The sequence below is a fragment of the Thermonema lapsum genome (assembly GCF_011761635.1).
GTDB lineage: Bacteria > Bacteroidota > Bacteroidia > Cytophagales > Thermonemataceae > Thermonema > Thermonema lapsum.
Window position 1 is genome coordinate 61,042 of the sequence record NZ_JAASRN010000001.1, and the last position, 21,811, is coordinate 82,852.

14 protein-coding genes and 1 pseudogene are annotated in these 21,811 nt (G+C 47.1%); 12 read left to right on the forward strand and 3 right to left on the reverse strand.

Features of this window, described 5'->3' with window-relative positions; genetic code table 11:
• The first annotated feature begins 13 nt into the window (after positions 1 to 13).
• The 5 genes from FHS56_RS00270 to FHS56_RS00290 all read left to right on the forward strand — a co-directional run bounded on the left by FHS56_RS00270 (position 14) and on the right by FHS56_RS00290 (position 5,617).
• Complete coding sequence (locus FHS56_RS00270) at positions 14 to 790, forward strand: Rossmann-like and DUF2520 domain-containing protein (protein ID WP_166917891.1); 777 nt, start codon at positions 14 to 16, stop codon at positions 788 to 790.
• A gap of 18 nt (positions 791 to 808) precedes the next feature.
• Complete coding sequence (locus FHS56_RS00275) at positions 809 to 1,219, forward strand: hypothetical protein (RefSeq protein WP_166917892.1); 411 nt, start codon at positions 809 to 811, stop codon at positions 1,217 to 1,219.
• 118 nt (positions 1,220 to 1,337) lie between these two features.
• Complete coding sequence (locus FHS56_RS00280) at positions 1,338 to 4,043, forward strand: valine--tRNA ligase (protein ID WP_166917893.1); 2,706 nt, start codon at positions 1,338 to 1,340, stop codon at positions 4,041 to 4,043.
• A gap of 201 nt (positions 4,044 to 4,244) precedes the next feature.
• Complete coding sequence (locus FHS56_RS00285; protein ID WP_166917894.1) at positions 4,245 to 5,093, forward strand: 4-hydroxy-3-methylbut-2-enyl diphosphate reductase; 849 nt, start codon at positions 4,245 to 4,247, stop codon at positions 5,091 to 5,093.
• A 35-nt stretch (positions 5,094 to 5,128) separates the two neighbouring features.
• Positions 5,129 to 5,617, forward strand: coding sequence for a sterol desaturase family protein (locus FHS56_RS00290; RefSeq protein WP_166917895.1), 489 nt, complete (start codon positions 5,129 to 5,131; stop codon positions 5,615 to 5,617).
• Here the strand turns inward: FHS56_RS00290 and FHS56_RS00295 are convergent.
• Together FHS56_RS00295 and FHS56_RS00300 are read right to left on the reverse strand one after the other, a co-directional pair.
• Positions 5,606 to 9,031, reverse strand: a complete 3,426-nt coding sequence (locus FHS56_RS00295; protein ID WP_166917896.1) for a hypothetical protein — start codon at positions 9,029 to 9,031, stop codon at positions 5,606 to 5,608. The genes FHS56_RS00290 and FHS56_RS00295 overlap by 12 nt on opposite strands.
• The gene (locus FHS56_RS00300; RefSeq protein ID WP_208409598.1) at positions 8,998 to 12,789 is read right to left on the reverse strand and encodes a sensor histidine kinase; all 3,792 of its coding nucleotides are present in this window, start codon (positions 12,787 to 12,789) and stop codon (positions 8,998 to 9,000) included. The genes FHS56_RS00295 and FHS56_RS00300 overlap by 34 nt, the downstream gene beginning before the upstream one ends.
• A gap of 106 nt (positions 12,790 to 12,895) precedes the next feature.
• Here FHS56_RS00300 and FHS56_RS00305 point away from each other — a divergent pair, with 106 nt between their 5' ends.
• The 3 genes from FHS56_RS00305 (at position 12,896) to dnaG (ending at position 16,132) form a co-directional block, all read left to right on the forward strand.
• Complete coding sequence (locus FHS56_RS00305) at positions 12,896 to 13,267, forward strand: DUF423 domain-containing protein (protein ID WP_166917898.1); 372 nt, start codon at positions 12,896 to 12,898, stop codon at positions 13,265 to 13,267.
• Positions 13,268 to 13,288: 21 nt separating this feature from the next.
• Entirely contained in the window at positions 13,289 to 14,086 is a 798-nt protein-coding gene (locus FHS56_RS00310; protein ID WP_166917899.1) for a hypothetical protein, read from the forward strand.
• 102 nt (positions 14,087 to 14,188) lie between these two features.
• A complete protein-coding gene (gene dnaG / locus FHS56_RS00315) occupies positions 14,189 to 16,132 on the forward strand; it encodes a DNA primase (RefSeq protein WP_166917900.1) in 1,944 nt (647 codons plus the stop codon).
• A 10-nt stretch (positions 16,133 to 16,142) separates the two neighbouring features.
• Here the strand turns inward: dnaG and FHS56_RS00320 are convergent, their stop codons facing one another.
• Complete coding sequence (locus FHS56_RS00320) at positions 16,143 to 17,366, reverse strand: RsmB/NOP family class I SAM-dependent RNA methyltransferase (RefSeq protein ID WP_166917901.1); 1,224 nt, start codon at positions 17,364 to 17,366, stop codon at positions 16,143 to 16,145.
• Between the two features lie 44 nt (positions 17,367 to 17,410).
• Here FHS56_RS00320 and FHS56_RS00325 point away from each other — a divergent pair, with 44 nt between their 5' ends.
• The 4 genes and pseudogenes from FHS56_RS00325 (at position 17,411) to FHS56_RS00340 (ending at position 21,773) form a co-directional block, all read left to right on the forward strand.
• A complete protein-coding gene (locus FHS56_RS00325; RefSeq protein ID WP_166917902.1) occupies positions 17,411 to 18,235 on the forward strand; it encodes an SDR family NAD(P)-dependent oxidoreductase in 825 nt (274 codons plus the stop codon).
• The gene (locus FHS56_RS00330; RefSeq protein WP_166917903.1) at positions 18,219 to 18,806 is read left to right on the forward strand and encodes a TlpA family protein disulfide reductase; all 588 of its coding nucleotides are present in this window, start codon (positions 18,219 to 18,221) and stop codon (positions 18,804 to 18,806) included. Before FHS56_RS00325 ends, FHS56_RS00330 begins: the two co-directional genes overlap by 17 nt.
• A gap of 210 nt (positions 18,807 to 19,016) precedes the next feature.
• Positions 19,017 to 19,994 (forward strand): annotated as a pseudogene (locus FHS56_RS00335) (IS30 family transposase).
• Positions 19,995 to 20,072: 78 nt separating this feature from the next.
• Complete coding sequence (locus tag FHS56_RS00340) at positions 20,073 to 21,773, forward strand: bifunctional metallophosphatase/5'-nucleotidase (RefSeq protein ID WP_166917904.1); 1,701 nt, start codon at positions 20,073 to 20,075, stop codon at positions 21,771 to 21,773.
• Positions 21,774 to 21,811 lie beyond the last annotated feature (38 nt).

Consider the following 21,811-nt stretch of genomic DNA (forward strand, 5'->3'; position numbering starts at 1 on the left):
GACAACAAAAGCAATGTACAAAGTTGCGATGATTGGTGCTGGCAATGTGGCGTGGCATTTGGCACCTGCCTTGGAGCAGTGTGGGCACTTAGTAACTACCGTTTACAGTAGGCGCCTACATCATGCCGAAGCGCTTTGCAGCCGACTTTACGAGGCGAGAGCTGTCGATTCCTTGGATTTTTCGGCTGTCCCTGCCGATTTGTTTGTGCTTTCGGTCAGCGACGATGCCCTGCCGCAAGTCATAGACCGCCTCATTTTGCCAGAGCATCCCTTGACAGTCGTGCACACCTCGGGCAGTCGTCCATTAGAGATATTGCGTGTGCTGGAAGTGCCCCATGGTGTCTTTTACCCCTTACAAACTTTTTCCAAAAACAAGGAGGTAGATTGGCGGCGCTTGCCCATTTGTGTGGAAGGCAATACCCCGCAAGTCGAAGAACGTCTGATGCAGTTGGCACGGGCGGTGAGCGGGCGCGTGTATCAAATCAATTCGGAGCGCAGGCGTTATTTGCATGTGGCGGCTGTTTTTGCTTGTAACTTTACCAATCATATGCTGGCTTTGGCAGAAGATTTGTGTGAGCAATATGAGCTGGACTTTGAAATATTGCATCCTCTGCTGGCAGAAACTTTTGAGAAAGCCTTGCGTGTAGGCGCGCGGCAGGCACAAACCGGACCGGCAGCCCGTGGCGATGTGGAGCTCATAGAGCAGCATCTGCACCTGCTGTCGCAAGACCCAGACAAGCAACGCATCTACCGTCTGTTAAGTGAAAGTATTTTGAATTATCAAGGCTGACACACAAAAAACATATTCATGCCCGTTTATATTGCCATCTTGAACATACCTAAGCATCGTGTGGTGGATGCCTTCCGGGAAGTATATACCACTTCCGAAGAGGCAGAATACTCATTTTTGCCGGCGCTTGTGGAAGGCTTGGTAAATGGCTTGCGTTGGGTGGGTGTCGCCAATGCCGCCAACTTCGTGGCACAATATGAACAGGCGGTGGGGGTGCGTTTCGAAGAAGCCGACCTCTTCGAAGACGGGCGTATAGTGGTGGAAATGGCGGACGTGGAAGGCAAGCGCATACGTTTTTCGCGTTTTCAGTTTGCCCCTGACGAGCCGCCACGCGTGCAGATGCAGGCTGTGCTCCGCACTTTGAAAGAAGCACTCATTGAAGCAGAGGAGTACGAGTTGCTGAATGCACTTAAAGAGCGCTTACCCTGACTTGCCTTCTTCACTTTTTCTGTTTACTTTTTTTCATTCCCAAACGCTCATTTTTCATAACTTTGAGGCTTCCAAAGCATTTCTTCATTCCCTGAAAAGCAGAAATTTTATAGCTATTATGGAATTAGCAAAAAAGTACAACCCCGCTGAGGTAGAAGACAAGTGGTATCGGTATTGGCTCGAGAATAAAGTGTTTGCAGCCAAGCCCAATCCCAAGAAAGCACCTTACTGTATTGTGATACCGCCACCCAATGTAACGGGTGTATTGCATATGGGGCATATGCTCAATAACACCATTCAAGACGTACTCATCCGGCGCGCACGCATGCAGGGCAAAGAAGCTTGTTGGGTGCCCGGTACTGACCACGCTTCCATCGCTACCGAAGCCAAAGTGGTGCGCATGCTGCGCGAACGAGGGATTAGCAAACACGAACTGAGCCGCGAAGAATTTTTGACATATGCTTGGGAGTGGAAAGAAAAATACGGCGGTATCATCCTCGAGCAGCTGAAAAAACTGGGGGCTTCCTGCGACTGGGACCGCACCCGCTTTACTATGGACGACAAATACTACAAGGCGGTCATCCGTGTATTTGTAGACCTCTACAGAAAAGGCTACATCTATCGTGGCTTGCGCATGATTAACTGGGACCCCGAAGCTAAAACAGCCCTTTCCAACGAAGAGGTGATTTACAAAGAAGAGGGCGAAATTTCAAAGCTATACCACGTGCGCTACCCGCTGGCAGACGGCTCGGGGCATGTGGTTATAGCCACTACCCGCCCGGAGACCATCTTGGCAGATACCGCCATTGCCGTCAACCCCAACGATGAGCGCTATACCGCCTTGATAGGCAAACAGGCTTTAGTTCCTTTTGTGAATCGTCCCATTCCTATCATTGCCGATGATTACGTAGATACCGCTTTCGGTACTGGCTGTCTGAAAGTAACCCCCGCGCACGACCCCAACGACTATGAGATTGGCTTGCGCCACCAATTAGAGGTGATAGATATCCTTAACGAAGACGGCACCCTCAATCAAGCCTGTGGCGTGGAGAAATATGTGGGCAAAGACCGCTTTGAAGTGCGTAAGATGATAGCCAAAGACTTAGAAGAGGCAGGGCTACTGGTGAAAGTAGAAGAAATTACGAACAAAGTAGGACGTTCGGAGCGTACGGGCGCCGTGGTGGAGCCCCGCCTTTCCTTGCAGTGGTTCATCAAAATGAAAGACATATCGAAGCGGGCACTCGAAGCCGTCGAAAACGATGAGGTGCAGTTGGTGCCTACCAAGTTCAAGAACATTTACCGCCATTGGATGGAAAACGTGCGCGACTGGTGCATCTCGCGTCAGTTGTGGTGGGGGCATCGCATTCCTGCCTACTACTATGGAGAGGGCGAAAACGACTTTGTGGTAGCCGAAACGCTCGAGGAAGCCGTGGAGCTGGCACGCAAGCAGAGTGGCAATCCTCAATTGCAAGCAAACGACCTGCGTCAAGATGAAGACGTGCTTGATACTTGGGCTTCCTCTTGGCTGTGGCCTATTGCTGTATTCGATGGGTTCGAAGATGAATATTTCGATAAAGAGACTGGCAAAATACACAAAGAGAAAAACCCTGAGCTGAACTATTTCTATCCCACGCAGGTATTGGTTACAGCCCCCGAAATCCTTTTCTTCTGGGTGGCACGCATGATTATCGCCGGCTATGAATATTTGGGTGAACGTCCTTTCGAGCACGTTTATTTGACCGGCATTGTGCGCGACAAACTGGGGCGCAAAATGTCCAAATCCTTGGGCAACTCGCCCGACCCCTTGGAGCTCATAGCAAAATATGGCGCCGACGGCGTACGTATCGGCATGTTGTTCTCTTCGCCTGCTGGCAACGACCTGCTATTCGACGAAAAGCTGTGCGAGCAAGGGCGCAATTTCGCCAACAAAATATGGAACGCTTTCCGTTTGGTGAAGGGGTGGAGCGTAAAAGAAGACGCTACAGCACCCACAGGCAACCAATGGGCTACGGCATGGCTACGGGCGCGCCTCGAAACCGTGAAGCAAGCCCTGGAAGAGCAGTTTGCTCAATACCGCTTGTCGGAAGCCCTCGTAACCCTGTATAAGTTCATTTGGGACGACTTCTGCTCTTGGTACCTCGAAATGATAAAGCCGGCGTTTGGGCAGCCCATCGATGCCCCTACCTATGCGCAAACTGTAGCTTTCTTCGATGAGATACTTCGTTTGCTGCATCCTTTCATGCCTTTCATCACCGAAGAGCTATGGCAACACCTGATGGAACGTCAAGCAGGCGAAACCATCTGCCGGGCGCCTTATCCGCAGGTGCAGCAAAGCCCCAACACTGCACTCATCGAAGAGATGGAGCGCATGATGGAATTGATAGCCCAAGTGCGCAATGTGCGTGCCGAGCGCCAAATACCTAACAAAGACAGCCTGCCTCTGCTCATCAAGACGAATCGCCAAGCAATCTACGAGCGCTATGCCGACGTAGTGAAAAAGATGGCTAATCTTTCGCAAATAGACTTTGGAGAGCCAGCCGAAGGACAAAATGCCATTCCGTTCGTTTTAAAAGAAGACGAGTGCTTCCTGCTAGTAGAGGGAAGTGTGGATACGGAGCAACTAAAAGCCGACCTGCTCAAAGAGCTCGAATATTACAAGGGCTTTAAGCAGAGCGTGGAAAGGAAGCTATCCAATGAGCGTTTTGTGCAGAATGCCCCTGCCGCCGTGGTAGAAAAAGAACGCAAAAAGCTGGCAGATGCAGAAGCCAAAATAGCAGCTATTGAAGAGGGATTGGCAAAAATAGGACATGCCGTAAGTAAATAAAACACCTGTCGGTAAACAAAGAAAAGCACCACTTCGTGTAAAGGAGTGGTGCTTTTTTAATTAAAAACAAAGCTTCCCTGATACTTGGAAGCTTCCTGAAAAAGAGTTATATTCTCACAGTTTTAGATAGCCCCGGCTTTCTGCAAACAAAATTTGCTTTATTGCGTTTATTCCCTTTGAATGTCGTCAACTTACTAATTTATGACGTTAAATCTACAGGTAACCATCGACCGTCAGTCCGGCTTTTGCTTTGGTGTAGTGTATGCCATTGCTATGGCGGAAGACATCTTGGACGAAGAGGGGCTTCTTTACTGCTTGGGCGACATCGTGCATAACGATGCCGAAGTGGAACGCCTGCAGAAGAAAGGCTTGCGTATCATTACACACGAAGACCTGAAAAACATACGCGATGCCAAAGTGCTGATACGTGCTCATGGTGAACCGCCCTCTACTTATGAGATAGCTCTGAAAAACAACCTTGAGTTGATAGATGCCTCTTGTCCGGTGGTACTCAAACTGCAACACAGAATCAAAAACTCTTTTGATAAAGGCGAACACATTTTCATCTACGGCAAGCACGGGCATGCAGAAGTGGTGGGGCTGTTAGGGCAGACGCAAGGGCAAGCTGTCATATTTCAGTCATTGGATGAGTTGAAAGGCAAGCCCTTACCCAAGCAAATCACGCTTTATAGCCAAACGACTAAGAGCACTGATAAATTCTATGAAATCAAAGCAGCCTTGGAGGAGATGGGCTATGAGGTGAATGCCAACGATACCATCTGCCGGCAGGTGTCAAACCGCGACCAAGAACTGCGCGCATTTGCCCGCCAATTCGATAAGGTGGTATTTGTGGCTGGCACCAAGTCGTCAAACGGCAAGGTATTGTACGAAGTGTGCAAGAGTCAAAATCCCAACACCTATTTTGTATCTTTGCCCGACGAGGTGCGCCCCGAATGGTTTGCACCCAGTGACAGGGTGGGCATTTGTGGGGCTACTTCTACCCCCATGTGGCTGATGGAGGAAGTAAAAGCTAAAATTGAGTCTTTTTGAATAAATTTGAAAGAACCTAAAAACAAAGAGTAGAAATGGAATATCTGACCTTTGCGCTCATTGCCATCGCTACGTTTTTCTTTATGGAAGGAGTTGCTTGGTTTACCCACAAATACATCATGCATGGCATTTTGTGGGTATGGCACGAATCACACCACAAGCCACACAAAGGATTCTGGGAGAAGAACGACCTGTTTTTTATTCTGTTCAGCATGCCGGCATTAGCTGCTTTTTACTTCGGCTATGCTATGAACTGGTCGTGGCTAACCGCCATAGGTGTGGGCATCACTGCTTATGGTATTTTTTACATTACCTTTCATGATATTATTGTGCATCGGCGTGTGAAAATCAAGTTTGTAGCAAAGAATCGCTATTTGCAGCGCATGATACGTGCCCACAAAATACACCATAAGCATTTGGAGAAAGAAGGGGCAGAAGCGTTCGGCTTCCTTTATGCACCGAAAAAATACGACCCTTTCGGAACGAGTGAAAAGAAATTGCACGACAGCAGCCTAAAACAATAAAGCAGCCCGCACATTGCCAAAATGAATAACCCGGCTGTCGGCTACTTTTCTGCCTTGATAACTGAATGTAAGCTGCAAGCCGTTGCTTAACTTTTGTTGCCATTGCAACTGCCAGCGCCAATTATTGCCGGCAGTCAGCGACTCCAGCAACTCGTAGGCTAAGGGGGTGTTTTCTTTTGTGCCCCAGAATGCCAAGCTGATGAAGCTGATTTGCCCCTGCAAGTTAAAATAGGGGTAGTTAGACCACTGCATATCCAGCTTGGCTTCATACCAGCGCGCTTGTGTGTGTTCGCTGCCCTCTTTTTGCTGGTAGATAAACAAAGGGCGTAGGCGCCACTTTGCACTCGGCTGCCAAGTGTTTTCTATCTCTACTCTGCGCACGCTGTATGAAAAATTTCGGTTGACAAATACATCTGAGCGGTTGTCTACCTCTTTCAGCGCCCCCGATAGCACCAGCTGCCAGTGGGGGTGCCATTGCCAGCGGATGCTTGCTTCGTAGTTGTCTTCGCGGCGTTTTTCATAACCTTGTGTAAGCAACTGTCTTTGGTTGCTTTGCCACTGGTTCAAGGTGAAGCCATAAACCGGGTGGCTACGATGCCAAAACAAGGTATTGCGCAGCAGCTCGCGGCGCGAAAGCAGTGCTTCTTCGGCAGGGCTCAAGAAAGGGAGCCAGCGCGAAAGACCGTCGTTTTGTGTTACTTTTTGATTGAGCTGCCAGTTGCTGAGCCCCGAAAGCGCTTGCAGGCGACTGTTTGCGGGAAACTGCCATTGCAGGCGATAAAACCAATCCGAGCTGTAGGCGGTTACGTATTCATCGGTGGGTGTGAACACCTTGATATAGTTTTTTTCGTCGGGATTGAAGGCAAGGTAAAACTCATTGAGTTGGGCGATGCCGTCGCCGTTGTCATCGCGCCAAGTATGAGTACCTTGCCCGGTAGGTACTTGTATGAAGGCGAAGATACGTTTGAGCTCACGCCCACTGCCGTGCTGATAAACCAGCCGCTGCTGTATGTTTTTTTGGCGGCTGCGGCTTTCGCCTCTCAAACGCACAGCCCAGTTCTTTTCATCTTGAAGGCTGTCGGCATAGAGCAGATGGCGGTAGGTGAGCAGCGCTTCTATTTCCTGCCGCTCGCCCCGCAGGCGTATGTCGGCTTGGGTAGTGTTGGCATAGGTGAAGGGGCGCATTTGACCGGCTGTCGGGCGGTAGTCTTCCCTGTAGGTATGCATCAGCTGCCAGTGGTAGCGACTGTTGTCGGGTGATTGCAAAAGCCCACTGAAGGCTTGATAATACATGGCAGAGAAAATCACGCTGTCGTTGCGGCTCTGCACCACTTGGTTGTGGTCAAGGTCGGCAATGAGGGCAGGCTGCAGATGTTTGCCTTTGTATTGCAGGCGGCTGTAGCTGCGCCACCAACGACTGAGGCGCTCCGCTTCGGTGCTGTCGGCATAAAGCAGGGCATATAAGCCAAACAGCTGTTGTTCGAACGTCCACTTTTTCCATTCACTTTGCCAGCGTGCACGGCTCTGCCAACCTTCCAGTTGCTTGCCGCGGCGGCGGTAGTTTAGTTCGGCGTAGTAGTTGCTATGCTGCCCCTCGAAGCGGCTATATCCGCCCACAATGTGCTCTAATTGTTGATTGAGGCGGGTGGTATCATAGGGCAAAGACCAATCTCGGTTGAATTCCACAGGGCGAAAGCGGTCAATAAAGGAAAAAGAAGGGCTGTTGTATTCATAGGTAAAACCGCTGACATGCCGGCGCAGGCTGTCAGCAACGGGGTGTTCTATCCGGTAGTGTAGGCGCATGGCATGCCCCGTGTTGTCGTCGTCATCCAAAGAGGAATAGAGGTTGCGGTCTGTGAGTGAATGCGCAAGGTCTATGTCGAGGTGATGGCGCTCGCTTAGTTGCTGACTGTGGTGCAGGTGCCACATGCTGCGCTTTTCGGGCAGTCGCACAAGTGTAACAGGGGCGTAATTGCCCTGCGGGATGCCATCTTTGGGCTCTACCCAGCGGAATACCTGCCCGTTGGCTAAGGTGGTGCTCAGTACGTAATTGCCTTGGTTGGGACCTACTTCACTAAAACGCACCCTATAGACCGGTGAGGTGGCTTCGGTGGTGTACACAAATACACCTTCATATAAGCCGGAAGCGGTGAGTGTATCTATTTTTTTGTAAAGCACAAGCTCAGGCGAGAACTCAACTGTGTCGGCAGTGCTTATGAAGGCACGTTCACTTTGGTCGCCAATCATCGAAAGCAGTTCTTTGTCTTGGGGGCGCAAATTGAACAGAAGGGGTTGGTTGGGGTTGTCTGTTTCTATGTAATAGCTCAGACGCGTGTGGCTGCGTGGGCTTTGCCACGATTGTTGGACAAAGCCGGTCAGGCGGCTGTAGGTGCGGTCGGTATATTGGTAATCTATGCGTATGCGGCTGAAGCGGGTAATGACAATGTGTGGGTTGAAGGTGATTTCGGCTTGGTTGTAGTCAATTACATAATCGCGGTCGAAGCCTCTTTCCAGCAACTTGCCATCCAAGTACACCTTTTCCGAGCCTGCCAGTATGAGAATGAAACGTTCGTTTTGTGCGCCCCGCAGGCGGTAAGGACCCAGTACCCCCTCGATAGGTTGCAGGAATGCCGAGTGGAATTTGCCCTTGGCAATGGAAAAGGCTGCTTTGGTTTTTGTGTGGTGTTTGTCTATAGAGTAGTTGGCTTGCAGGTAGCCCCCTTGCACGTTGCGCTTGAAGCGAAGGAAATAATCTTCGTTTTCACTAAGCACCACATCGCCCAGCTGCAGGCTTCCGTTTTGATGAATGAACTCAATGAGTATGTTGTCGAAGTCTTGTATTTGTTGTGTGTTGCCGTCAGGTTCATAGGGTAGTTGGCGGTCGGTAATGGAAGCGCGCAGCTGTACCTGCTCGCTTAGTTTACCTTCTATTTGCAGGTTGAGTGTAGAATTGAATTGGGCGATGTTGTTGCTGCCTACACTGATGCCTCGGGCTATTACGCCCGAGGTGTAGAGGCTGTCGCCACCAAGCAGCGCAAGGCTGTTGGCAGGCAATGAGGGGGTTTCTGTCAAGGGGCGAAAGAAACCGATTGAGTCTATGAGTGTAGAAGGGCGTTTGGCATAGCTTTCATACAAAGGCAACAATACAACCCGGTAGCATATCCGTACGGAATCGAGATGGGGGGGCACCTGCAGGAAATAGAGCTTACGGCTATGGCTATCGAAGTGAAAAGACAGTCCTTCAACAGGCGTATCGAGGCGTATGCTTTGCGGAAGCACCGGCAGGCTGTCGAGGGTGAGTGTATCACGGGTAGCAACCCACCGACAGCGCTCTTGTGCCCAGCTTAGCGTGGCAGAGTACAAAAGCATCCATAGGCTGATTAGGAGAGCGGTGGCAATTCTATGAAAAAACATGTGCCTTCTCCTTCTTTGCTTTCAAACCATATGCGCCCGTTCATCTGTTCTATACCCCGTTTGGCAACTGCTAAGCCAATACCCGAGCCGCTGGCTTTGGTGGTGAAGCTGGGGGTAAAAATGCGTTTTCGAATTTCTTCGGGGATGCCGCTTCCGTTGTCGCGCACCTCTATGCGAATCATGTTATTTTCGGTGCGATAAAGCGACACCATAATTTGTGGGGTGCGCTCTTCGGGCACTGCTTGGATGGCATTCAGTATCAGGTTGGTCAAGATACGTCCTGTCAGTCGGTCGTCGCCCATCACCTTGAAAGTACCAGGGGCTATGTTGGTCAAAAAGAATACCTTTTTGTTTTGGCTGCGGTGCAGTTCTACGATGTTGCGCAGAGTGTTGGCAATATCGAAAGGAGCCAAGCGCGGCGAAGGCATTTTGGCGAAAGTGGAAAATGAAGTGGCGATATCGCTGAGGGTGTCTATTTGTTGCAATAAGCTCGAAATGGTGCGTTGCAGCATACGTTGCAGATTTTCCTTGCTTATGTGGTCGCTCTGCATGCGTCTTTCGAGCTGCTGAAGAGTTAATTTCATGGGAGTAAGTGGGTTTTTGATTTCGTGGGCTACTTGTTTAGCCATCTCACGCCAAGCCGATTCTTTTTCACTTTGTGCCAGCGCTTTCTTACTGCTTTCCAAATTGAGTAGCATGCGGTTGTATTCACTCACCAACAGCCCTATTTCATCATCTGAATCCCATTCGAGGGGTTCATTGTAATCTTGGAAAGTGGTTTTTCTTAGCTTTTGAGCTATCATCTCCAGTGGCTTGGTGAGGCTACGCGAGACTACTTGCGATAACAATAAAAACACACTGAAGGTAATGGTGAAAATATTGATGATGATAGCCAGTAAGTCGCTGAGCTTCTGACTTTGCTCGTCTTGCGCTTCGAAGAAGGGAATGCTTAAAATACCCAGCAATTTACCGTCTTCGAACGATTTGATGGCTACATATACTGATTGATAACGCAGCTTCCCGATTTGTTCTTCCAGCAATATATTTTTGAAGCGTAGGTCACGAATAGCCACCAAAGCTTTGGGATTGATGAGAGGCGAAATAAGCCCATTTTCAAAGATATTGGGCTGACTGGAGGCAATCAGGCTGCCCTCTGGATGAAACAAGTTGATGTCCACCTGTCCGTAGCGACTCAATATAGCCAATTCTTGTTGCAAAGCATTGAGTTGCAGCTCTTCGTTGTCGAACAGTTGAAGGCTGCCGCTGAGGCTGAGCATGGCGTTGTTGGCTTGCTGCAGGAAGGAGCGCCGCAGGTCTTCTTCGTAAGAGTTTTTCATGAAGCTGAGCGTGAAGACGCTTACTATGAGCAGTGGCACGAAAAAGGCAAAGTTGAGATAAAGCTGTATTTTGGCAGTGAAGGACAGGCGCTGAAAAGTAAGACGTTTTCTGCTGAGCAGCACAAACAAAGAGCCGCTGAAAAGAATCAGCATTAGCAGCAGAAAAGAAAAGTTCGTAAAACTGCGACTCAGTTGGTAGGCAGGCGACGACACCACCACTATTTTGGGAGGCATGTCGCGGTTTTGCTTAGCTCTTTCCAAGACGGCTATATGGTGGAAGCCATTGCTCTCGATGCCATTTTGATAGAGTGCTGCTTGGCTCAATAGGCGAGAGTTGAAATCTTTTTCGTAGTTATATTGTCCGTAGCTGTACAAAAGGCGTCGCCCCATCCACACCGAATAGCTGTAATTTTGAGCTTCCTGCGGCATGCGAAAACGGCTGTCCACCATCAATTCGGGATACACATTGTAAGGCAGGTCTTTTTTCTGCTTGAGTTCAAGGATAACATAGCCCACCAGCATCCCTTGATACTTGACTGGTATTTTCAGTATATAAGCGCGCAGCAAGTTAGGACTGATTTTATACTCTACGGCTTGTTGTTCATTGATGAAATATAGAAAAGGCACTTCCGTTTGAAATTGCTTTTGGGCGTACCGTTGCAGATAGTCATTTATCTTACCTGAAAAACTTTTGTCCAGTGTATTGCCATGGGTATCGAACAGCAGTATGCGCACTTGATAATTATCGAATTGGTTGTTGAGGTGAATGCGCCGTATTCTTTGTTTGATAAGCTGCTTGGGTAGGAAAGGGGAACGCAAATACTCTTGTATATTGTAGTCTTTCCTGATTTTCTCATATACTTCTTTCAGGAGAAATTCGGTGTAAAAGTCTCGTTCTGCTAGTAGCGATTCGGCATAACTCAACTTGTTGGTGAGCATACGTTCTTGGCTGTAAAGCCTTATGACGTAAGCCCCCGTGAAAGCACACACCACAGCCCCTATGAACAAATAGAGGGTAGTGCGGTAGCGCAGATGAAATAAATAGTTGGGTAGCTTGGTGAAAATACTCAACAAAAAGAATACACCATGAACAAAAACCACCCAAGGATGATAAAACGACACTTGATAGCTCAAAGAGATGGTAAGTAGTGTGGCAGCACTAAACGAAAGCATCATCAGGAGCGGGTGCTGCCCCAACAGGCGGGAAAACACCCGCGCACAGAGATTGGTTATCAAAAAATAAATGAAGCTAAACAGCAAGAAAATAAACAAGGCAATGAAGCGTACCCATGAAAAGTTGAGTTGTGTGCTTATGTCCAGAGAGATGGTAGCGTCCAAATACAGCGTGCTAACAAAGTACACAACTAAGCCGATGGATACATAAGACAACAAGGCAAGGCAGGTCGCCCATACAAAGGCAAAGAGGCGATGAGTCCGGTGTATTCGGTGAATAAAGAAAGTGTGAGGTATGTGCACTCGCAGCGAAAGCACCAGCCATGCCAGCAGCAGGGCGTTTACCAGCAGGTCGCCCAGCGAGGGGGTAAGCATAGAAGAAGCGTATAGCTTGGAGTCGAACAGTTCCCAGCCGGTGAGTGTACTCAACCAACGATAATGCGTCATCACACCGCGGCAAAGCAGCAGATACAGCACGAAAGCAGCCCAAAAAAACTCAAACAGCTGTTTTCGTATCCAGTAGAAACGGCTCAGCCACAGCCCCCAAGTCAGCAAAACTAAGCCCACACAGGCAATGCCAATGGCGATGCGTTGCACCAAGACTTTATTCAACATCTCACGGGTGCTGGGCATAATCACATAATTGAATACCACTTGACCATTGGGTGCTTTTACCTCTACCACATCGCTCGTTAAGGGCGGGTTGATGCGCACGTCTTCCCACCGGCTTATGGGTATGATGTCGGTATTGAGTCCTGAATGCAGGTAGTTGTTTTCTACGGGGTAACGCCTGTAAAGCGGAATCAGAACATAAGTTTCTATGTGGGCTTTGCCCCCGGTCAAAAATTCGTCGTGATAGGCAAGAAAAAGCCCTCTGCTCAAACTAAGCAGACGGTAGCGGTATTGCCCTTTGAGGTGTTCGTAGGTAGGTACAAAGCTGAAATCAGACCAGAAGAAGAGTGTCCGGTTTTTGAACACGTAAAAAGGGTAGGGTTGTTCTTCAATGATTTGAGCCAATGCCGCTTGATTGTTGTTTTGAAAAGTGAGTCTTATGCGGTCAGCTTCTGCCTGTGCTTTTTCAAAGGCATGCAATACATTGTTCTGAATCTGGCGGTCTATGCCCGCATCTATTAAAGAGCGGCGTGTCGCTTCCGACGGAAGCAGCCATGCCAAAAGTAGCATCAGTATACCCACTGCGCATAAAACCAACATGCGAAGCCGTATCTTCTTTGCAAAAGGATGCATCATTTTTTTGGCGTTGTGCGAGCGAAAGTTCAATTTAATGAAAAGCTGTGAAGTAGTTGTGGGATTTTAATATATTGCTGTGGTCTATCAAAAAAAACAAGCCTAAGATATGAAAAAATGGATAGGAGTGGTAGCCGCTTTACTGGCAGGCACCGCTGTGGCTTTAGGAGCCTTTGGTGCCCATGCTCTGAGAGAAAGCCTTCAGCAAGCCGGTCGTTTCGATACTTACGAAACAGCCGTGCGGTATCAATTCTATCATGCTTTGGCATTATTCGTGTTGTACTTGTTGCAGAGCCATTTGCCTTGGCGTCGCTTGCAGTGGGTGGCTGCCTGCTTTAGCTTGGGAGTCCTTTTATTCTGTGGGTCTTTGTATGTCATTTGCTTTACGGGAGTGAGTGCATGGGGGGCGGTGGCACCCTTGGGGGGCACGCTCTTTATAGCAGGCTGGCTTTTGCTTGCTTTTTATGTTTGGAAAAACTAAACCATTCAAAACTAAGAAGTTATGTTACGCACGTTTTCTTTTTGCTTCACCTTCATAGCGGCTTTGTTGCTCTCATGCCAAAGCACCCGGCATGCCAAAGGGCAAGGAGCAGCCCTCAAAAACGGAACCTCTTCCATGAATGCAACTTTACCCGCAGATTTTAGCATTACGCTCATCGAAAACCAAGGTATGCTGCCGGTGTATTCTACCATCTTCATTTCGGCAGAAGAGTGTTATTTCGAAGAATACGAGTATATGGCGCATCGGCGTAATGCGTTTAAGCTGAGCCCGGAACAGCTGCATCGTATATGGCAGACCTTACAAAACAATGCCTTTGAGCACATCGAGTCTGAAAAACACAATATAGCTGACCGCGGCGGTATAAGCCTATTTGTTCAACACAACGGTAAAAAGACAAAACTATATGACGTGGGTAGCTACGTGTTGAAAGATGAATGGAGAAAGCAGTTCTATGAAATCGTTACTGTCATCAAGGAAATGACCGACGAAGCCCTGCGGCAGGAAAAAGTGCGCGTACAAATCCATATCGCCTCTTCCATTACATCCACCGATTACATTCTTGGTGTGTTTGTGCGTGGAGGGGTGAACTATAACAGCGAAAAAGAAGGTAAAAAAAGCAGCTTAACTATGGACCTGCTGCCCGGCGACCATGTACTTTCGGCTACTCTGCAAGAGAATACCCAGCCGCCTTATTCCAGAAAGACCGTGGCGCATCTCATGAGCCCCTTTAGCGTAAGCGGAGATAAGGAACAGGCTTTCACACTCAATTATGTGAATGGCAATTTAGTGCTGAAGTAAACATACGCATATGGATAATACAGCTGGCAGCCTTCGCACTCCGGCTGTTTGGTTTTGGAAAACAAGCGTATCTTTGTATAAAGTGCGAACACAAAGGGCAGCATGTCTATTCCCGAAAACGTCATACGACAGATACAAGAAGCCGCCGACGTCGTGGAGGTCATTCAAGACTACCTCAGCCTGAAGAAAAAAGGCAAAGACTATGTAGCCTTGTGCCCTTTCCATCATGAAAAGACCCCTTCATTTACTGTTTCACCTGCAAAGCAAATCTACAAGTGCTTTGGATGCGGCAAAGGGGGCGATGCTATCTCTTTTGTCATGGAGATAGAAGGCATCAGTTTTGTGGAAGCTGTACGCCGCCTGGCAGAGCGCTATAAAATACCACTGCCCGAAGAAGCAGAACATACCAGCAAGGAAGCATTAGAGGCAGCCGAAGAAGCAAGCCGCCGGAAAGAAAGCATCCTTATTGCCTTGCAGTTTGCACAACAGACTTACAGCCGGTTTTTGTGGGAAACAGAAGAGGGGCAGGCAGTTGGGCTATCTTACTTCAAACAAAGAGGATTGCGCGAAGCCACCATACGCAAGTTTGAGCTGGGGTATGCCCCCGACACATGGGACGCCTTCACACAAGCCGCTTTGAAAGCTGGCTATCAAGCCGACATATTGCAGGCGGCTGACCTCACATACTGCTCCGACAAAACACAAAACCTCTACGACCGCTTTCGCAATCGTGCTATCTTCCCTATTCACAATTCCTCCGGCAAGGTGATTGCCTTTGCTGGACGCACCTTCAGCACCGATAAGAAAGTAGCCAAATACATCAACTCTGCCGATACCCCAGTATATGACAAAAGCAAGGTGCTGTATGGGCTGCATCTTGCCAAACAAAGCATTCGGCAGCAAGACAAATGCTATATAGTAGAAGGCTACATGGACGTGATGAGCCTGCATCAAGCAGGCATTGAAAATGTGGTGGCTACTTCGGGCACCTCGCTCACCGTAGAACAAGTGCGCCTGCTGCGCCGCTTCACCGAAAACATAACCATCCTTTATGATGGCGATGAAGCCGGCATCAAGGCTGCTTTGCGGGGTATCGACCTGCTGTTGGAAGAAAACGTAAACGTGCGCTTGGTGCTCATGCCGCCGGGCGAAGACCCTGACAGTTATCTGCTTAAGGTCGGGGCATCTGCTTTTGTGGACTACCTCTCTCAAAAAGAAGAAGACTTTTTACATTTCAAGGCACGTCATCTTCTACCGCCCGGCACCGCAGACCCGCTTGCCAAAGCCCAAGCCATACGGGAACTGGCTGCTTCTATTGCCCGCATGGGCGATAGACTCAAGCGCCGCATGTACATACGGCAGCTTAGTCAAGACCTGAACGTAGAGGAAGAGTGGGTCATCGATGAGGTGAACACCATCCTCTTCCGAGAGAAAAGAGGTTTGCCCTTGCAGCGTGAAGCAGCCAAAGAAGTACCAGAGGTGTCTGACTCTGTCGTAAGCCCTCTGACCTCAGCTTTCATCGACATGGCGCAGTACCGCCAAGAACGCGACCTACTTTTCCTCTTACTCTCTTTTGCCGGAGAGCAGCTCGAAGATGAACGCTTTTTTGCAGAATATATACTCGAAGAAATTTCCGACATCACCATTGAGCATGAACCTTTCAAGAGCATGCTTGCGGAGTTTTGCCATGCCCTCGAAAAAGGCGAAATCCTCTCTTTGGACTACTTCCTGCATCATCCGCAGGAGGCTTTCAAACAGGCAGTAATAGACATGCTCACAGCGCTGGGAGAACCCTCCGCCGGATGGGAACGCTATGAAATATTCATAAAAAAGCCGGAAGATACCTTTACCGACAATGCCTACAAAAACATTTTGCGCTTGAAGCACCGATTCCTGAAGAAAAAAGAAAAAAAACTACTCGATGCCATGAAGGAAGCCGCCAAAGCCAATGACATGGAGCAACAGATGCTGCTGCTCAAGCAAATGCAAGAAAATAAAGCACTGTTGAGCCGCTTGTCAGATATCTTGAAAAACGTTACGGGTTGAATCAACACACTTAGCGGCTTTTCTTGCGCAAGCGTGCCATATAAAAACCATCCCATCCGTGGAAAGAGGGCAATAGGAGCTCTTCGGCTTCCAATTCAAAATGAGGGTTGAGCGCCAAAAATTCTTCTATCTGCTTGCGGTTCTCTTCGGCAAACACACTGCAAGTGGCATATACCATCTTGCCCCCCACTTTGAGCATTTGCGGATAGTGTTCCAGTATCATTTGCTGTTTGGCTTTCACCTCTTCCATAAACGAGTCTGTGATGCGCCACTTGGCATCGGGATTGCGGCGCAGCACCCCTGAACCGCTGCAAGGTACATCCAGCAGCAGGCGGTCGGCGCTGTTGTACAGCCGTTTCAAAGTTTTACTTTCAATCAAGCGAGTTTCTACATTGAAGACCCCATTGCGTCGGGCACGCTTCCGTAGCTCCTTGAGCTTCCATGATTCCACATCCATCGCAATGATGTGTCCTTTGTTCTGCATGAGTGCTGCCAAATGCAAGGTTTTGCCGCCACCGCCAGCACAGGCATCGATGACCCGCATGCCCGGGGCAGCCTCCAGAAACGGGGCGATGCGCTGTGAACCTGCATCTTGTACCTCGAAGAGCCCTTCTTGAAAGGCTTTGGTGCGAAAGACATTGCCGCGTGCCGCAAGCTTCAATGCCGAGGGTACTCCTTCTACTGCTTCTGTGGCAAAGCCTTCTTGAAGCAGGCGCTCGCGCAGCTCTTCCATGCTTGTTTTAAGCGAATTGACGCGCAAAAAAACATCCGCCTGCCGGTTCATGGCATCCAATTCGCGTTGCCAGCTGGCTTCGCCCATTTGGCGACAACCATACTGCCACAGCCAGTCAGACACACTGTAGGCAATAGAAGGATGGGGCGGGGCTTCATAGCGCCGGTGCAACTGCTCATAGGAAGGCAAATTGCCAAATAAATCCCAAGCGGGCAATTCTTTTAGCAAAAGCATAAAATAAGCACCAGTCATACGCCGCAGTGCATCAGTGTGGGTTTCTTGCAATTCGTCGCGGGTATTCATGCCCAAAGCATAGCGCAGACGTTTGTGATTTCTGATGATGTTGTAGCTGTGCTCGGCTACGAAAGCCCGGTCTCGGACGCCCCATTGCTTATTGCGTTTGAAAATACTCTCTATGGCTTTATCGCTATATATCCGGTCTTGAAATACGCTTTGAAGTACTTCGATAATCCCTTCAATGAGGTTTCTGTGCAGTCTCACTGGATAATTTTTTACCTTTGGCAAAAGTAAGCATTCAAAAAAGAATGGAAAAAACGTATGCACTCATTACCGGCGCCAGCCAAGGCATAGGGCAAGCCATTGCTTATGAGTTGGCACAGCGGGGCGTGTCGCTGTTGTTGGTGGCTTTGCCCGACAGCCATCTGGAACAAACTTGCAGCCGTTTGCAGAGCCTTTTCCCCGAAATAGAGGTACATGCCTTGCCAGCTGACCTCACACGAGAAGAAGACATCCGGGCAATAGCCGCGCGCTGTTATCAAGAAGGATGGGCATTGCGCTATCTTATCAACAATGCGGGTATGGGCTTCACCGGAACGTATGAGTCTTACAGTTATGAGTTTTACGAAAAAGTGCTGCAATTGAATGTGATGGCAACAGCCCGCCTTACGCGTTTGTTGCTGCCTTTGCTGCGCAAGCACGCACCGGCTTATATCCTGAACATGGCGAGCATGGCGGCTTATTTTCAAATGCCCTATAAGGTGATTTACTCTTCTTCCAAAGCTTTTGTTTATCATTTTTCTTTGTCTTTGAGAGAGGAACTGCGTGGCAGTGGTGTATCGGTAACGGTGGTGTGTCCGGGCGGGGTGTTGACCAATCCCGAAGTACGCCAAACCATCGAACACTTAGGACGCTTGGGGGCTGCTTTCTCGCTGGAACCGCAGGTAGTGGCGCGCAGTGCAGTAAAGGCTATGCTGCGGCGCAAGAGCGAACATGTGCCCGGCTTCTGGGTGTCGCTATATGCGAAACTGCGCCACCTGTTGCCGAAAAGCTGGGTTCGCCGTGCTCTGGGATGGGTATTCAGAAGGAAATTTGCTGTTCAATCCAATGCAACTTATGAAAAACTGGTTTAAAAAAATTCCTTCTTGGCTGTTTGCTGTCTTGCTGCTGCTGGTCTTGTATTCTACAGGCACTTTGCCCTCTTTTATAGGCGGCATGCAACGCCTCATTTTATGGACGGGTCTTATGGATGCTCGCCCCCAAAAAATGGAAGCAGCTCCCGTTTTGCAGGAACACTGGCAACTTCAGACCGCCGACGGCAGGCAGCTTGCCCTGCAAACACTCAAGGGCAAGGTGCTTGTCATCAACCTGTGGGCTACGTGGTGTCCGCCTTGTGTGGCAGAGTTGCCAGGTTTGCGGCGTTTGCAGGCACGCATCGAGCAGGAAGGAAAAGAAAACATCCATCTCCTGTTGGTCAACATAGAAGAGCAAAAGCACAAGGACAAAGTGCTGCGTTTTGCGAAGAAAAAAGACATCTATTCAATTACTTACTTCCCTCTTTCGCCCATACCAGCTTTGTTGCAGTCGAAGGCAATTCCCGCCACTTTTGTGTTCTCGCCCTCAGGGCAGTTGGTTTACCGCAGGGAAGGAATGGCAAATTACGACAATCAAGCATTTTGGGAGTTTTTGCTGTCGTTGGAATAAGCCTAAAGGCAGCGACCTGTGCGGCTTCCATGACAGCCATGCCATGGAATTTCTTTTTTTAAAAAAACGATTTTTTATTACATAAATGCAACTTTTTTAGAGGAGAAAAGATTAAATTTTTCAAGACAAAGGAGGAAGAAAGCTCTTCCCCTCTTTGCCCTGATGGATAAAGTTTAATTTAGCCCTCTCCTCGCCAAAAAAGAGTTGCTAATGAAACATTTAACCGTAAAACAAAGGTACACCATTTCTGTAATGTTACAAAAGGGCTATACACAAAAACAGATAGCAGAAGCCATCGGGAAGCACAAAAGCACTGTTAGCCGAGAAATTCGGCGTAATTGTGATGCTCGTAACGGAGCGTATCGCTACTAGCTTGCCCAACGGAAGTGCGAAAAGAGACACCAAACTAAACCTAAAAAAATTCGTTTTACAGAGCAAGTAAAAGCATACGTTGATACTTGGCTTAAGAATGATTTCAGTCCTGAGCAAATTGCAGGAAGAGCCAAATTAGAAAACGTGGAATGTGTTAGCCATGAACGCATTTATCAATATGTTTGGGCTGACAAAAAAGCCAAAGGTTCATTATTTACCCACCTAAGAAGGAAAGGGCGAAAGTATCGAAAACGTGGTTCGGCTAAGGATAGCAGAGGTATCATAAAAGACAGGGTTGATATTTCACAACGCCCTGCTATTGTCAATGAGAAGATACGCTTGGGTGATTTGGAAATAGATACCATTATTGGCAAAAACCATCGTGGAGCAATACTTACCATTAATGACAGGGTAAGCAGTTATGTTTGGATGGCAAAACTAAGTGGCAAAAATGCAGATGGATTAGCCATGAAAGCAGTCGAAATTTTGCGACCACATGCACACTGGATACATACTATTACAGCAGATAATGGAAAGGAGTTTGCAGACCATAAGAAAATTGCCCAGCAAATCGGCATTGATTTTTATTTTGCTAAACCATACCATTCTTGGGAAAGAGGCGCTAATGAAAATACCAATGGACTTATTCGACAATACTTCCCAAAAAGTTCTTCTTTTGAATCCATTACAAATAATGACATACAATATGTTCAACACAAGCTAAACAACAGACCAAGAAAAAAATTAGGATTTTTATCTCCTACTGAATTTTTATCCTTAAAATTGTCTAAACAAAAAGTTGCATTTATAACTTGAATTCAGTTTTTGAAAATTTGGAAATATCAATTTTGTTACTTATATTCTCTTCTGAGTAGTAACCAAAGAAGATTAGTGATGACAAAGCAACGTAGAACATTTTTAAAACAATTGGGTACTCTTGCAGTTGGAGCAGGAGTACTATCAGCTAATCCCATTTTAGCAGCTATAAATAATGAAAATGAAGATATTTCGGTTGAAGAAAACAAAGACCCGAATAATGTTGTAACATTAAATATATTGCAAACAACTGATGTTCATTGTCAAATTCATCCTCATGATGAATTATTCTGGGAAAACAATCAGGCTGTATTTAGAAAAACAGGAGGATATGCACATCTTGCTACCTATTTTAAAAAAGAAAGAAAGAAAAACAAAAACACCTTTATTATCGATACAGGTGATATGTTTCAGGGGAGTGAATTATCTGTAAAAACAACAGGTAAAGCAATGATCCCAATATTAAATGCCTTGAATTACGATTTGTTCCTGCCAGGAAACTGGGAAGTAGTTTATTATAAACAAAACATGCAAAAATTGATGGGCGCTCTAAACGCACCAAAAATTTGTGCAAATATGTATCACGATTTAGGTAACGGGAAAAAAGGAGAATTAATATTTCAGCCTTATTATATTTGGCATGTAGCAGGAGTAAAAATAGGATTCATTGGTTATACAGATCCGCTTGTACCAATACGTCAATCACCCAATTACAGTAAAGGAATTATTTATACTGCACCAGAAGAAAATCTTGCACACTATGTTGATGTATTACGCAATCAAGAGCAATGTGCTTATGTAATAATTATTGCGCATTTAGGGTTATCGCAACAAATACATTTATCAAACCTTCCAGAATGCCAGGGAGTAGATTATATATTAGGTGGCGATACACACGAAAGAGTAAGAAAACCAATACAAGGTAAGTATGCCAAAGTAGTTGAGCCCGGAGCTTTTGGTTCGTTTGTTGGCAAATTGGAATTAAAAATTCAAAACGGAAAAGTTATTTCTGATACTTATGAATTGGTAGAAATTAATGCAGATAAAATTGAGGCAGACAAAAACATTTTAAAGATTATAAAAGAAAACGAAAGCCCGTTTGAAAAAAACATTTACAATGTAATTGGGTACAGTACAATTCCATTATACCGCTATTTTGTTGTAGAAAATCCCATTGATACAATGATTTTGGATGCTCTAAAATGGAAATTAGGAAATGATATAGATATAGTTCTTTCAAACGGATTCCGTTTTTGTCCGCCAAGAACTACCAGAGATAAAACAGGAAATATTCCGATAACAGAAGGATATATTTTTGATATGCTACCGGTTGACAGCACCATAAGAACAGGCAGTGTAACAGGTAAACAAATAAAAGACTGGCTAGAAAAAGAATTAAATAATGTATTTGCAAAAAAAGCATCAGAACGTTTTGGCGGTTGGGTTATTAAATTTAAAGGCATGGAAATGTCGTTTAAAGCATTTGAAGAATATGGTAAGCGTGTACAGGAAGTTAAAGTTGCAGGTCAGCCTTTAGATGAAAGTAAAACATATCGTATTGCCGCATGCGAACGCGATGGCGATCCTGAAGATATGTTGTGCCGAATTAAAGGTGTAAAAAATGTAAAAAACACACCATATACACTTCATTCAGTAATGAAAGAGTATTTACAAAATAATTCTCCTGTAACACCTGTTCCACCTCAGGCAGCAAAAATTTTAGATGCACCACAAACGCTATTAACCCAAGTGTTTGGAGTGGATTATGAATTCAGATAACAATATGCAATTGGCAACATACAATTAGCAATTTTTAT